The following is a 13,307-nucleotide window of genomic DNA, read 5'->3' as shown; positions in this document are numbered from 1 at the left end:
TTTATTTATTTTTCGGTAAGATTAATCGCTTCTGTAATATTGTAACGGGTTTCATTCTTTCGGGACCGTACCATAATTTCCCCCAAAAAGCCGGCTAGGAAAAGTTGTGTACCTATTACCATGGCTATCAGCGCAATATAGAATTGTGGACGTTCGGTGATAAGCCTTCCAAACGGGTTGATGAATATTTTGTCGATTCCTAAATAAAGTGCAAATCCAAAACCAATGGTAAACATTAAGACTCCCAAAGCACCAAAAAGGTGCATAGGTCGTTTGCCAAATTTAGAAACAAACCAGATGGTAATTAAATCTAGAAAACCATTAATAAAACGGTCCATCCCAAATTTGGTTTTCCCGTATTTTCTGGCCTGATGTTGCACAATCATTTCATCAATTTTGTTGAATCCTGCACTTTTGGCCAAAACAGGGATATATCGGTGCATTTCCCCAGAAACTTCAATCGTCTTTATAACCTCTCTTTTATAAGCTTTTAGGCCACAGTTAAAGTCGTGTAAATATACACCAGAGGTTTTACGGGCGGCCCAATTAAATAGTTTAGAGGGGATATTTTTGGAAATGATGGAATCATATCTCTTTTTCTTCCAACCGGAAATAAGGTCAAAACCTTCTTGATCAATTAGTTTATATAATTGGGGTATTTCCTCCGGATTATCTTGTAAATCCGCATCCATAGTTATGACAACATTTCCCTGTGCAGCTTTGAAGCCCGCATGTAAGGCTTGGGATTTTCCGAAATTTTTCAAAAATCGAATTCCCTTTACATTGGGATTGGATGTGCCTAATTTTGTGATTATGTCCCAAGAGGTATCGGTACTTCCATCATCGATAAAAAGTATTTCATATAAAAAATGATTGGATTGCATTACGCGTACAATCCAATCATGCAGTTCTGTTAACGATTCTTCTTCGTTGAGTAAGGGAATTATTATGGATATATTCATTCGGTACTAATGGAAAATCTTTTCAAAAGTACAAATTACTGAATAGTTTCTTGCTTTTTTATAATTAATGCGGGAATAAGTGATAATAAAAAACTTGCCACTACACTATACACTAGTCCAAATACAATCTGCATAGACGGTGTAGTAAATTTTTTACTACCCTCCATTCGGGCATCAATTTGGTCAGGGGTCATTTTAGTAGTTTCCATAAGAAGGCCTTTTTGGTACTCCATGGCCTTGTTCATCATGTCTGGATCAATTACCCCGGCCATAATCTGATTGAAGAGAATCCCAATAATTCCACCAATAAGGCCAATGCCCACCCCGATCTTTAATCCTTGTCCAAAAGTAATAAAACCATTATTGTCTTTTTTAAACTGAAGCATTCCGATTACTATCATAACAATAGTAATAAAAAGGCTTACGCTCAGCACCATCATTCCGCCTTGGTAATGCATATCCAAAGAGTATAGCATTAATGCAAATACAACGCCTATGGCACCTAGGATGAGTCCGTAAGTTAAAGCATACTTTCCTGTTTTTGGTTGGGTTTCTTCCATGTTGATTAAATTTTAAAGGATTTTTTTGATTAGTTGTGAAGATGTTAAATTTGTTACATTTAAAGTTAAGTAATTTTTATTTTTCCTTTTTTAGGATTTTAAGTTGTTCTTTTCAGAAAAATATTTAAATTTGCACCTCGAAATTAAGCAGGAACAAACGTTTTTACAATGAAAAAAGATATACATCCAGGGAATTATAGATTGGTAGCCTTTAAGGACATGTCCAATGAAGAGGTTTTCCTTACTAAGTCCACAGCCGATACAAAAGAAACTTTAGATGTTGATGGAGTAGAATACCCATTAGTTAAATTGGAGATTTCTAGAACTTCTCATCCATTCTATACTGGTAAAGCCAAATTTTTGGATACAGCAGGTCGTATCGATAAATTTAAGAGCAAATACGATAAGTTTAAGAAGTAATATTTTCTTTATAAAAGAGTTATTAAGTCACGCAGTTGCGTGACTTTTTTTGTTTTAATTTAGTTGTATGAACTATATTCTTTTTGATGGTACGGTAAGAAGGGCCCTTTTGCCGTTCACGTTTACCAGACCAGTAGCAGATATTAGAATCGGAATTTTGACCATAAGGGAAAAATGGGAAAAATATCTGGGCAGTACTATCACCACAATAACCGAAGATTATCTTTCCGAAAGATTTCCAATGGTGGAAATGGAAGAGAATGTTCTTATTAATGCTTCTTTCCTGCCCAATGCCGAATTGGCGGATTTAGTGGCGAATTTAAGAGTTAATGAAGCGGTATTTTATGGAGAAGATGTTATTGCCTTTTATACTGCAGAGACGCAAGATGAGGTAGATTTTTCCACCTATACCCACATAGAATTTGAAGGCCCCGTTTTGAGAATTGAAAATACTTGGGATATATTTTCTAAAAATGGAGAAGCATTACAAGCTGATTTTGACCTCTTGACCGAAGGACGGAAAAGTGCTCCAATTTCCAAGACCAATAGTTTGGTGAACCCGGCGAATATTTTTTTGGAGGAAGGAGCCAGTGTTGAGTACAGTATCTTAAATGCCAACGAAGGGCCCATATATCTTGGGAAAAATTCAGAGGTATGGGAAGGAAATCTTATTCGCGGTGGATTCGCATTGTGTGAAAAAGCTGTGGTAAAGATGGGTGCCAGAATTTATGGACCAACGACAGTTGGCCCCTATAGTAAAGTATGCGGTGAAATTAGCAATACTGTTATTTTCGGATATGCTAGTAAAGGCCATGAAGGTTATCTAGGTAATTCGGTACTTGGGGAATGGTGCAACATTGGTGCGGATTCCAATAATTCCAATTTAAAGAATAATTATGCCAAAGTGCGCTTATGGAATTACGATACTGAGAAATTTGAACAGACAGGACTCCAATTCTGCGGACTAATGATGGGTGACCATAGCAAAACGGCCATAAATACTATGTTCAATACCGGAACGGTAATAGGTGTTAACTGCAATATTTATGTCCCTGGTTTCCCTAGGAATTTTATCCCCAGTTTTAGTTGGGGAGGCGCCTCCGGTTTCACTACCTACCAGCCCAATAAGGCTTTTGAGGCGGCCAAAGTAATGATGGCACGTAGGGGAGTGGAATTTAATGAAATGGATGCCAATATCCTTAACCACGTTTTTGAGGAATCCAAACAGTGGCGTAAAGATTAATCATATCCCGTTAAATATTCCAAACCATTTGTGTGGACTAAATGGCTGCCTAATTATTTGGTATATTTGCAGTCATTTTGGATTAGGTTTATAAGAAACTGAATTATATTCAGAGAAAGAAAGATAATGATGAAAAAAAAGGTAGCTTTCTATACTTTGGGCTGCAAGCTCAATTTTTCGGAAACATCGACCATAGCTAGAGATTTGGTGGAGGAAGGCTTTGAACGTGTGGATTTTTCTGAAAATGCGGATATGTATGTCATCAATACATGTTCCGTTACAGAAAATGCCGATAAGCGATTTAAATCGATTGTTAAGCAAGCACAAAAAAGCAATCCAAATGCATTTGTAGCTGCTATAGGCTGCTATGCACAACTTAAACCCGAGGAGTTAGCCGCTGTAGACGGTGTTGACCTTGTTTTGGGAGCAACCGAAAAATTCAAGATTGCAGATTATGTCAATGATCTTTCCAAGAATGATTTTGGAGAGGTACATTCTTGTGAAATAGAGGAGGCCGACTTCTATGTGGGCAGTTATGCCATTGGCGATCGTACTAGGGCATTTTTAAAAGTGCAGGATGGCTGCGATTATAAATGTACCTATTGTACCATTCCGTTGGCTAGAGGGATTTCTAGGAGCGATACCCTTCAGAATGTCTTAACGAACGCCGCGGAAATCTCAGCAAAGGGTATTAAGGAAATTGTGCTTACCGGAGTTAATATTGGCGATTATGGGAAAGGGGAATTTGGTAACAAAAAACATGAACATACTTTTTTGGATCTGGTAAAAGCTTTGGATGGGGTAGATGGAATTCACCGTTTACGAATTTCATCGATTGAACCAAATCTATTAAAAAATGAAACCATAGATTTTGTGGCGCAAAGCAATTCTTTTGTCCCTCATTTTCATATTCCCCTACAGAGCGGAAGTGATGCCATTCTTAAATTAATGAGCAGAAGATATTTGACCAATCTATATGTTGATCGGGTTAAAAGAATTAAGGAAGTTATGCCGCACGCCTGTATAGGAGTGGATGTAATAGTTGGATTTCCAGGAGAAACAGAGGCACATTTTTTAGAAACTTATAATTTCTTAAATGAATTGGATATTTCTTACCTCCACGTATTTACTTATTCTGAAAGGGATAATACAAAGGCTGTTGAATTAAATGGGGTAGTGCCTAAAAAAGTTAGAAACAAGAGAAGTAAAATGTTAAGGGGTCTTTCGGTGAAAAAAAGACGGGCTTTTTATGAAGGACAATTAGGTTCTATTAGAACGGTATTGTACGAATCCGAGAACAAAGAAGGTTATATACACGGTTTTACGGAAAATTATGTAAAAGTAAAAGCACCTTGGAACCCCAGTTTGGTCAACACTTTGCACGAGGTAAATCTTACAGAAATTGATGATGACGGAATGGTGAGATGTATTGAAGTAGGTAGCATGGCATTGGCCTAGCCTAATCAAAATCTCTTAGTACTGTTAGATTAAGAATAAAAGTAAAAAACCTCTCATAACTGAGAGGTTTTTTGCTGAAGTCTATTATATTCTTATTCCTACGGGAAGCATTTCTTTGTATTGTCGATTCTTCCTCAAGAAACCTGCTATTTGAGGGCTAGTGGGTACGACTCTTAAATTCTGTTCTTGGATATGGCTCAAAACACTTTTAATGAAATCTTCTTTAAAACCTTCCTTTGTTATTTCCTCAGGAATTACAAGTTTGGTTAAAAAAACTTTGCGTTCTTGGGAAGAATACTCAATCTTGGCCAAGTGGCCGTCAACCTTGGCTTCAAATTGTCTCAAGAAGCCATTGTCCTTAATTTCTACTTCATTCATATAGTTTGATTTTAAATAATGACTAATTTTGGATCATAACGTTCTCAAATTACAATCTAGGCTTATAAATTAGGTAAAAATAAGTGGGGACGAAAAAGCCAAGAAAACAAAGTTAGCTAAAAAAAAGCAATTATCCTATTTAAATAGAATGCTGAAAAACCAAATGGTCCACAATAAAATACACGTTTATTTCATGCCTGGAATGGCTGCCAATACAACTATTTTTGACAACATAAACCTACCAACGGAGACCTTTGAAAAGCATTGTTTAGATTGGATCATTCCTGACAAGGATATATCTTTGGAAGAATATGCCTTGAGAATGTGCAGTTATGTAAAACATGACAATGCCGTTCTAATAGGGGTCTCCTTTGGTGGAATTCTTGTTCAGGAAATGGCAAAACACATTACGGTGAGGAAAGTAATAATAATTTCGAGCGTTAAGAGTAAATCGGAACTGCCCAGGAGAATGATTTTCGCCAAATATACCAGAGTACACAAGTTATTACCCACAGGACTCGTGAATAATATGGAATTGTTGGCCAAATACGCCTTTGGGGAAACTGTTCCCAAGCGCTTGGCACTTTATGAACAGTATTTATCCATACGCGACAAATATTATCTGGACTGGTCCATAAATACCATCATAAATTGGCAACAAACTAAGTGCCAGGAGAACATTGTACATATTCACGGGGAAAAAGACCCCGTCTTTCCAGTAAGCCACATTAAAGATTGTATTACAGTTAAAAATGGGACCCATACGATGATAATTCACCGATCAAAATGGTTTAATGAACACTTACCCACAATTATTTTGCAATAAGGCAGTTCTATTTAATATCTTTGAACTAGAACAGGGTAGGAGGTATGGAATACCAAAGTAGCAGAACGGCTTACCCAATGTAAAGAGACAAATTAGGAATAATTAGCAATTTTAAAAATATAACAGATGAAGATTATAAAGAACGTTTTAATGATTTTGGGAGTTTTTTTCGTGGGAAGCACCTTAATATTTGCTGTACAAAATCAGTACAAGGAAACGGCCATGGTAATGGAGGATTCCACACCTGAAACAAATGACGCAGGCGATGTGGGGTACCGAATCACAGCAATTGAGATACCAGAAGATTTGAATTTCTCAGGCGAATCTGTGCCATTCGATGACCCAGAGATAATGGAGCGTGTTGATCGTGAATTTTTGGTAAATACCTATTGGCAGTCCAATGCCCTGCTTTTAATGAAACGGGCAAATAAATTTTTTCCAATTATAGAGCCAATTTTGGCCAAAAATGGCATCCCGGACGATTTTAAATACTTGGCACTTGCAGAGAGTGGACTTCAAAATGTTGTTTCTCCTGCAGGAGCAACGGGTTTTTGGCAGATAATGAGCGCAACAGGAAAGGAATATGGATTGGAAATAAACTCCAATGTGGATGAAAGGTACCATATTGAAAAATCGACCGAAGTGGCTTGTAGATATTTGAATAAATCAAAATCGAAATTTGGTAGCTGGACTCTGGCTGCTGCTGCATATAACGCCGGGGCAGGTGGAATACAAAAGTATATGGGTATACAGAAAGCGGACGGTTATTATGACCTCCTTTTGGGAGAAGAAACTGGACGTTATGTGTTTCGTATTTTAGCAATAAAGGAGATTCTTTCCAACCCTGAGAAGTACGGTTTTCACATAGAAAAAGAAGATATGTATAGCGCTGTTCCAACCTTTAACGTTGAAATAGATGAATCGGTTAGTAATTTCGCCGACTTTGCCAATCTATATGAAATAAACTACAAAATTTTAAAGAGGCATAACCCATGGCTAAGAGAGCCACATTTAAACAATGCTTCCAAGAAGAAGTATACTATAGAAATTCCAAATAAAGGATACTACAAGGTTTCAAAATAAATGATGTCTTACCTAAAAGATAATATTTGGTCCATTCTCCTTGGAATTAACTATATCTTGGTAATCATATTATTGGTGGTTATTGTTTTAAAAAACAGAAACCCTGTAAAAACCTTATCTTATATATTTGCTCTAATAGTCTTTCCATTTGTGGGACTCTTGGTTTATTATTTTTTTGGACAGGACTACCGAAAAGATAAGATATTTAATAAAAAATATATCAATGATAATAGTAGGCTCAAAAGATGGCAGGAGAAATTTAGCCTTAATCGAGAGGAGAAAGAGGGGCTAGAGGAAAAGTTTGGGGAAGGGATTTATAAGATTTACCATTTACTAAGAAATAATGATAAGGCAGTCTTAACGTTTGATAATAAGGTAGATATCCTAGTTAATGGGGAAGCTAAATTTAAAGTATTACGAGATGACCTGAAGAATGCCAAGCATCATATTCACCTGGAATATTTTGTTCTTTTTGATAATGGACTGGGGTCAGAAATTATAGATATACTTTGCCAAAAAGCAAAAGAAGGTGTTTTGGTGCGATTAATCTATGATGACGTAGGCAGTAACATTTCCAATAAAAATAAAAAGAAACTTACTACCTACGGAGTGAAGCACTTTGCATTTATGCCCGTTCTTTTCTCTAATTCTACTAGTAAGTTAAATTACCGAGACCATAGAAAAATTGTTGTCATAGATGGTGATATAGGTTATGTGGGAGGAATTAATCTGGATCAGAAATACGACAACAGCTTTGAAAATGATCGATATTGGCGAGATACGCATCTCCGTATCGAAGGAGGGGCGGTCGGAGCCTTACAATCTTCATTCTTGTTGAGTTGGAATTTTGCTGCAAAAGAAGAATTAGAAATTGAGGAAATATTACTACCAAAACATAAGTCTAAGCCTAAGAAACCGGTCGCCATACAAATAGCCGCCAGTGGCCCAGATAGTGATTGGGCCAATATTATGGAAGCTATGTTTTGTGCTATTAACACAGCTAGGGAAAGTATATTGATCGCCACCCCTTATTTTATGCCTAATACTGCCATTTTAACCGCATTGACCACAGCTGCCAGGAGTGGGGTGGAAGTTAAAATTATTATACCTTATGAATCGGATTCATGGGCCGCCCAGTATGCCACGGATTCCTATATTGAGGAATGTCTAAATTCTGGAATAATTATTTATAGGTATTGCAAAGGTTTTATTCATGCTAAAACGCTCGTAATAGATAATATGTTTTCAAGTATTGGCACGGCCAATTTGGATTATCGTAGTTTTTCCATGAACTTCGAAATAAATGCGTTGATCTACAATAAAGCAATAAATGCACAAATGAGGAAGCAATTTGAATTGGATATCATAGATTGTGAAGAGGTTACTCTAGACCGTTGGGAAAGCCGTGGTATAGGTCGTAAACTACAGGAGTCATTTAGTAGGTTATGGGCACCATTACTTTGAGTTAAGTTCACTAAGGTCTTTTCTAAAACGATCTTAGGGAGATCCTATTTAGTTGTTACTCTTACACTTCCCGTTATATTTTTTTCATCTGCTGCTGCATCATCTTTATCTGCTCGGCAAGCATGTTCTGCTTGTCCAGTTTCTTAGCTTCGTTCAAGAGCATGGTAGCCTCTCTTTTTCTGCGTTTTTGCATTGCAATACCCGCAAGGCTCAATTTAGCCATGGCGACATCATAATCCATATTGAGACCAAATTTCAATGCTTTTTTAAAGTATTTTTCGGCTTGGGTAAGATTGGTCTGAGAGAATATAATACCGTTAAGGTAATTATAATAACCATTCTGCTTTAAGGTAAGAGCGGCATCTGGATTTTTTATTTTGTCGAGCCATTTCTTGGTACCGGCCAAATCCTGTTTACGCATTTTCAAGAATGCCAATAAAATAATTTCATTCCTAAAATATAGAAATATGAAAATAGAGGATAGGAGGATCAGGGAAATTCCATTTCCAATATTACCTTCTATAAATTGATATACGGCATAGGCTATGATTAAAGCAGCTATGACTAATTTTAAATTTTTATTGAACATATTACTTATTAATTAATTTGTACGTAATTTTTGATTTTATAGTGGTAGGGATCTCTTGGTCACCCATTTGTATCATGGTGGAGGTCCCAGTTGTTAAGCCTTCTACAAGCATACTGAGAATAAAACCAGAAGTAGTGTCCGTCGTTACCAACGTGGTTTGTGTCCCGCTTAGTTTCATACTGGTATTGGCATCCGTTATATCCATTACAACATTAGCCTTACCGTTAATTTCTGCCGTGTTGCCAACTATACTTTTCAGTGTCCATGTATTGGTAGTTTTTAATTTACCATCATAAGCGTTTTCCCATTTATCATTTACTTTAACTTTTTTATCCGGATAAATAAAGGTCATTTGCTTGTAACTATTGGACAGAGCCACTGATCCAAACTCATTTTCTAAGGACTTTTTCATCATATTGATCGAGAATTCATCTTCCAAACCCGAGGCCCTGGCCATTTTTGCAACCAGGCTGTCGCCGCCTTGAACCTTTAATATATTACCGTTCTTGGCTAAAACCATTTTCACAGGATTGTTCAATATAGTATTGAAAATTTTGGACTGCATATCTTCTTCCTTTACCTCTTTGGCCTTTACATTCATTAATTCTCCTTGGATACTAGATGTCATTTTTAGATTTAAATCCTTAAAAGTCAATGATACCTCATATCCATTTACAAGTTCACCAAGCACTTTAAATTCTAAAATTCCATCAATATGATTGGCTATTTCGTGAGTAGCACCATCCAATTCTTGTATGATTACCTGCTCAGCATCCTGTTTAATCTTAAATACATCTCCTTTTTTTAAGTGATATTGCAATGTGGTTTGTCCAAAAACACCCGTTTTACACAGGATACAAACCATTAAAAATATAAAGCGCTTCATGTTAAAGTGTCATTCAGGTTAAGCCGATGCAAAAGTAATAAAATCCTGTGGGCCTTAGGGTGGGCAATCCTAAAAAAATATTTTTTTAATAAGATTTGTCAATGCAAAAACTCTTTGTATATTTGCAGCCGGATTTTGCTGTCTTTGAAGCAAAGTTTAAACAATATCAAAAGTAATTTAAGCAGACTATAAAAAATACGCTACGATGAGCAAAAGAACATTTCAACCATCAAAAAGGAAGAGAAAAAACAAACATGGTTTTAGAGAACGTATGGCTTCTGCCAATGGTAGAAAAGTTCTAGCTAGAAGAAGGGCAAAGGGAAGAAAGAAATTATCTGTATCCTCGGAACTGAAGCACAAAAAATAATGATTGAATTATTTTTTTAAAATAATAAGGTGTTACTTTTTCCGAAGTAGCACCTTTTTTTTGTCCAATTCTCTCTTTCATATATATAAATAACTAGTAAAATGCCGAAAAGAAAAGATTTAAATTCTATTTTAATTATTGGTTCAGGCCCCATTGTTATTGGTCAAGCTTGTGAGTTCGATTATGCAGGTACACAGGCATTAAGATCATTAAGAGAAGACGGTATAGAAACCATACTCATCAACAGTAACCCTGCTACGATCATGACCGACCCTACTATGGCCGATCATGTATACTTAAAACCTTTGACTACAAAATCTATCAGGGAGATTCTGGAAAAACATCCCAACATAGATGCGGTTTTGCCTACCATGGGTGGCCAAACAGCTTTAAACCTTTGTATTGAAGCGGATACTAAAGGAATTTGGGAAGATTTCGGAGTAAAAATCATAGGAGTAGATATAGATGCTATAAACATTACAGAAGACCGGGAAAAATTCCGTGAGCTAATGTTAAAAATTGGCATAGGAATGGCGCCTCAAGCTACCGCTACTTCTTTTCTGAAAGGTAAGGAAATTGCCCAAGAATTTGGCTTTCCATTGGTTATCAGGGCTTCATATACGCTTGGTGGGGCAGGAGCTTCCATAGTGTACAAAGCAGAAGATTTTGATGAGCTACTAAGCCTTGGATTGGAAATTTCTCCTATTCACGAGGTGATGATCGATAAAGCCTTAATGGGCTGGAAGGAGTACGAATTGGAGTTGTTAAGGGATAAGAATGACAACGTAGTCATTATCTGTACCATTGAAAATATGGACCCTATGGGGATCCATACCGGAGACTCTATAACTGTAGCGCCGGCTATGACCTTATCTGACAGTACCTTCCAGAGAATGCGGGATATGGCCATTCATATGATGCGTAGTATCGGAGATTTTGCAGGGGGATGTAACGTGCAGTTTGCGGTAAGTCCAGATGAAAAGGAAGACATTATTGCTATAGAAATTAACCCTAGGGTTTCCCGATCCTCTGCGTTGGCTTCCAAGGCCACAGGATATCCTATCGCCAAGATTGCCGCTAAACTGGCCATTGGATATAATTTAAATGAACTAAGTAATCAAATTACAAAATCTACGTCGGCCTTATTTGAACCTACCTTGGATTATGTTATTGTAAAAATTCCACGATGGAATTTTGATAAATTTGAAGGTTCGGATAGAACTTTAGGACTTCAAATGAAGTCTGTTGGAGAGGTAATGGGCATTGGTCGGTCATTTCAAGAAGCCCTGCACAAAGCTACACAGTCGTTAGAAATAAAGAGGAACGGACTTGGTGCGGATGGTAAGGGGTACACCAATTATGATGAAATAATCAGTAAACTAACGATTCCAAGTTGGGATCGGGTATTTGTCATCTATGATGCCATACAAATGGGCATTCCTCTGAGCAGGATTCATGAGATAACGAAAATAGACATGTGGTTTTTAAAGCAATACGAAGAGCTTTATCAACTTGAAAAGGAAATCACCAACTATAACATTGACACACTTACCAAAGATCTTTTGTTGGAAGCCAAGCAAAAAGGGTTTGCTGATAGGCAAATAGCCCATATGCTAGATTGCTATGAGAGTGAGGTATACAACAAACGTGTAGCCTTAAATGTTAATAGGATCTATAAATTGGTAGACACCTGTGCGGCAGAGTTTAAGGCCATGACACCTTATTATTATTCTACTTTTGAAGCGGAAATAGAAACTCCGGATGGGAAGAGATATGTAGAGAACGACAGTATTGTAACCGATAAGAAAAAGATTGTAGTTCTTGGTTCTGGTCCCAACCGTATAGGGCAGGGTATAGAATTTGATTACTGTTGTGTACATGGTGTATTGGCCGCAGCGGAATGTGGTTATGAGACTATCATGATCAATTGTAACCCTGAAACAGTTTCTACAGATTTTGATATCGCTGACAAACTTTATTTTGAGCCCGTATTCTGGGAACACATTTACGATATTATTAGACACGAAAAGCCAGAGGGCGTTATTGTTCAACTTGGAGGACAAACGGCACTTAAATTGGCTGAAAAATTGGATAAATATGGAATTAAAATAATCGGCACTAGCTTTAAGGCATTAGACTTAGCTGAGGATCGAGGAAGTTTTTCAAACTTATTATTGGAAAACAATATTCCATTTCCCCCATTTGGCGTAGCCGAAACAGCCGAAGAAGCCTTGGCGCTTTCAGACAAGTTGGATTTCCCATTATTGGTAAGACCATCATATGTATTGGGTGGACAAGGAATGAAGATAGTGATCAACAAGGAAGAGTTGGAATCTCATGTAGTGGATTTATTACGTAAAATACCAAACAACAAATTATTGTTGGACCACTATTTGGATGGAGCCATAGAAGCCGAGGCAGATGCCATTTGTGACGGAGAGGATGTTTACATTATCGGAATTATGGAGCATATAGAGCCCTGTGGAATCCATTCCGGGGATTCAAATGCTACCTTACCACCCTTTAATCTAGGTGAATTTGTAATGCAGCAGATAAAGGACCACACCAAGAAGATTGCCTTGGCTCTTAACACAGTAGGGTTAATCAATATTCAATTCGCAATTAAGGAGGATATTGTTTATATTATAGAGGCTAACCCACGAGCATCCAGAACGGTACCCTTTATAGCGAAAGCCTATAAGGAACCTTATGTAAACTACGCCACCAAAGTAATGCTGGGTGAGAAAAAAGTAAAAGATTTTACTTTTAATCCACAACTGGAAGGGTATGCCATAAAACAACCTGTATTTTCCTTTAATAAATTCCCGAATGTAAATAAGAATTTAGGTCCGGAAATGAAGAGTACAGGGGAGAGCATTTTGTTTATAGACAGTCTAAAGGACGACGAATTTTACAATTTGTACTCTAGACGTAAGATGTATTTGAGCAAGTAAATCCAATATTTACGGATTTCAGGGAAATATTATTTCCTATTTAATTTAAAAACTCCTTTTTCCATAAATATTGGAAAAAGGAGTTTTCTTTTTGAGTAATTATGGCAACTGGGCCTA

Annotated in this window: 13 protein-coding genes; 8 read left to right on the top strand and 5 right to left on the bottom strand. The window is 37.0% G+C overall.

Translation table 11 applies throughout. The features are described 5' to 3' along the window. Window positions 1-5: 5 nt before the first annotated feature. Both CWD90_RS05515 and CWD90_RS05510 read right to left on the bottom strand, forming a co-directional pair. Window positions 6-962 carry a glycosyltransferase family 2 protein gene (locus CWD90_RS05515; RefSeq protein ID WP_103474931.1) on the bottom strand — a complete coding sequence of 319 codons (957 nt, stop codon included), beginning with the start codon at window positions 960-962 and terminating at the stop codon, window positions 6-8. A gap of 35 nt (window positions 963-997) precedes the next feature. After that, window positions 998-1,522: a DUF4199 domain-containing protein gene (locus tag CWD90_RS05510; protein ID WP_103474930.1), complete on the bottom strand. Its 525-nt coding sequence runs from the start codon at window positions 1,520-1,522 to the stop codon at window positions 998-1,000. 168 nt (window positions 1,523-1,690) lie between these two features. Between CWD90_RS05510 and CWD90_RS05505 the strand changes: the two genes are divergently transcribed. From CWD90_RS05505 to mtaB, 3 genes are all read left to right on the top strand, one after another. Next, window positions 1,691-1,942, top strand: coding sequence for a type B 50S ribosomal protein L31 (locus tag CWD90_RS05505; RefSeq protein WP_103441949.1), 252 nt, complete (start codon window positions 1,691-1,693; stop codon window positions 1,940-1,942). 67 nt (window positions 1,943-2,009) lie between these two features. Further along, the gene (locus CWD90_RS05500; protein WP_103474929.1) at window positions 2,010-3,185 is read left to right on the top strand and encodes a GlmU family protein; all 1,176 of its coding nucleotides are present in this window, start codon (window positions 2,010-2,012) and stop codon (window positions 3,183-3,185) included. Window positions 3,186-3,314: 129 nt separating this feature from the next. Further along, window positions 3,315-4,643, top strand: coding sequence for a tRNA (N(6)-L-threonylcarbamoyladenosine(37)-C(2))-methylthiotransferase MtaB (gene mtaB, locus CWD90_RS05495; RefSeq protein WP_103474956.1), 1,329 nt, complete (start codon window positions 3,315-3,317; stop codon window positions 4,641-4,643). Window positions 4,644-4,727: 84 nt separating this feature from the next. Here the strand turns inward: mtaB and CWD90_RS05490 are convergent, their stop codons facing one another. Continuing rightward, complete coding sequence (locus tag CWD90_RS05490; RefSeq protein WP_103474928.1) at window positions 4,728-5,021, bottom strand: GNAT family N-acetyltransferase; 294 nt, start codon at window positions 5,019-5,021, stop codon at window positions 4,728-4,730. A 163-nt stretch (window positions 5,022-5,184) separates the two neighbouring features. Between CWD90_RS05490 and CWD90_RS05485 the strand changes: the two genes are divergently transcribed. The 3 genes from CWD90_RS05485 (at window position 5,185) to cls (ending at window position 8,394) form a co-directional block, all read left to right on the top strand. Further along, window positions 5,185-5,847, top strand: coding sequence for an alpha/beta fold hydrolase (locus CWD90_RS05485; protein ID WP_103474955.1), 663 nt, complete (start codon window positions 5,185-5,187; stop codon window positions 5,845-5,847). Window positions 5,848-5,973: 126 nt separating this feature from the next. Next, the gene (locus tag CWD90_RS05480) at window positions 5,974-6,930 is read left to right on the top strand and encodes a lytic transglycosylase domain-containing protein (protein WP_103474927.1); all 957 of its coding nucleotides are present in this window, start codon (window positions 5,974-5,976) and stop codon (window positions 6,928-6,930) included. Next, window positions 6,931-8,394, top strand: a complete 1,464-nt coding sequence (cls, locus tag CWD90_RS05475; protein ID WP_103474926.1) for a cardiolipin synthase — start codon at window positions 6,931-6,933, stop codon at window positions 8,392-8,394. It begins immediately after the preceding gene. Window positions 8,395-8,467: 73 nt separating this feature from the next. Here the strand turns inward: cls and CWD90_RS05470 are convergent, their stop codons facing one another. Together CWD90_RS05470 and CWD90_RS05465 are read right to left on the bottom strand one after the other, a co-directional pair. Then, window positions 8,468-8,983 (bottom strand): hypothetical protein, encoded by a 516-nt coding sequence (locus CWD90_RS05470; protein WP_103474925.1) that lies wholly within the window; start codon window positions 8,981-8,983, stop codon window positions 8,468-8,470. A gap of 1 nt (window position 8,984) precedes the next feature. Further along, window positions 8,985-9,869, bottom strand: coding sequence for a DUF6263 family protein (locus CWD90_RS05465; protein WP_103474924.1), 885 nt, complete (start codon window positions 9,867-9,869; stop codon window positions 8,985-8,987). Window positions 9,870-10,074: 205 nt separating this feature from the next. Here CWD90_RS05465 and rpmH point away from each other — a divergent pair, with 205 nt between their 5' ends. Both rpmH and carB read left to right on the top strand, forming a co-directional pair. Then, complete coding sequence (gene rpmH / locus CWD90_RS05460; RefSeq protein WP_103474923.1) at window positions 10,075-10,236, top strand: 50S ribosomal protein L34; 162 nt, start codon at window positions 10,075-10,077, stop codon at window positions 10,234-10,236. Window positions 10,237-10,337: 101 nt separating this feature from the next. Continuing rightward, window positions 10,338-13,190: a carbamoyl-phosphate synthase large subunit gene (carB, locus tag CWD90_RS05455; RefSeq protein WP_103474922.1), complete on the top strand. Its 2,853-nt coding sequence runs from the start codon at window positions 10,338-10,340 to the stop codon at window positions 13,188-13,190. Window positions 13,191-13,307: the final 117 nt, after the last annotated feature.

The organism is Arenibacter catalasegens (assembly GCF_002909235.1).
In the GTDB taxonomy this organism is placed as follows: domain Bacteria; phylum Bacteroidota; class Bacteroidia; order Flavobacteriales; family Flavobacteriaceae; genus Arenibacter; species Arenibacter catalasegens.
This window is presented reverse-complemented; position numbering and strand designations above follow the sequence as displayed.

Coding starts and splice junctions, on each gene's coding strand:
- CWD90_RS05500 (WP_103474929.1), top strand. CDS start 2,010: ATGAACTATATTCTTTTTGATGGTACGGTAAGAAGGGCCCTTTTGCCG.
- CWD90_RS05480 (WP_103474927.1), top strand. CDS start 5,974: ATGAAGATTATAAAGAACGTTTTAATGATTTTGGGAGTTTTTTTCGTG.
- rpmH (WP_103474923.1), top strand. CDS start 10,075: ATGAGCAAAAGAACATTTCAACCATCAAAAAGGAAGAGAAAAAACAAA.
- cls (WP_103474926.1), top strand. CDS start 6,931: ATGATGTCTTACCTAAAAGATAATATTTGGTCCATTCTCCTTGGAATT.
- CWD90_RS05485 (WP_103474955.1), top strand. CDS start 5,185: ATGGTCCACAATAAAATACACGTTTATTTCATGCCTGGAATGGCTGCC.
- CWD90_RS05505 (WP_103441949.1), top strand. CDS start 1,691: ATGAAAAAAGATATACATCCAGGGAATTATAGATTGGTAGCCTTTAAG.
- CWD90_RS05490 (WP_103474928.1), bottom strand. CDS start 5,021: ATGAATGAAGTAGAAATTAAGGACAATGGCTTCTTGAGACAATTTGAA.
- CWD90_RS05515 (WP_103474931.1), bottom strand. CDS start 962: ATGAATATATCCATAATAATTCCCTTACTCAACGAAGAAGAATCGTTA.
- CWD90_RS05470 (WP_103474925.1), bottom strand. CDS start 8,983: ATGTTCAATAAAAATTTAAAATTAGTCATAGCTGCTTTAATCATAGCC.
- CWD90_RS05465 (WP_103474924.1), bottom strand. CDS start 9,869: ATGAAGCGCTTTATATTTTTAATGGTTTGTATCCTGTGTAAAACGGGT.
- carB (WP_103474922.1), top strand. CDS start 10,338: ATGCCGAAAAGAAAAGATTTAAATTCTATTTTAATTATTGGTTCAGGC.
- mtaB (WP_103474956.1), top strand. CDS start 3,315: ATGAAAAAAAAGGTAGCTTTCTATACTTTGGGCTGCAAGCTCAATTTT.
- CWD90_RS05510 (WP_103474930.1), bottom strand. CDS start 1,522: ATGGAAGAAACCCAACCAAAAACAGGAAAGTATGCTTTAACTTACGGA.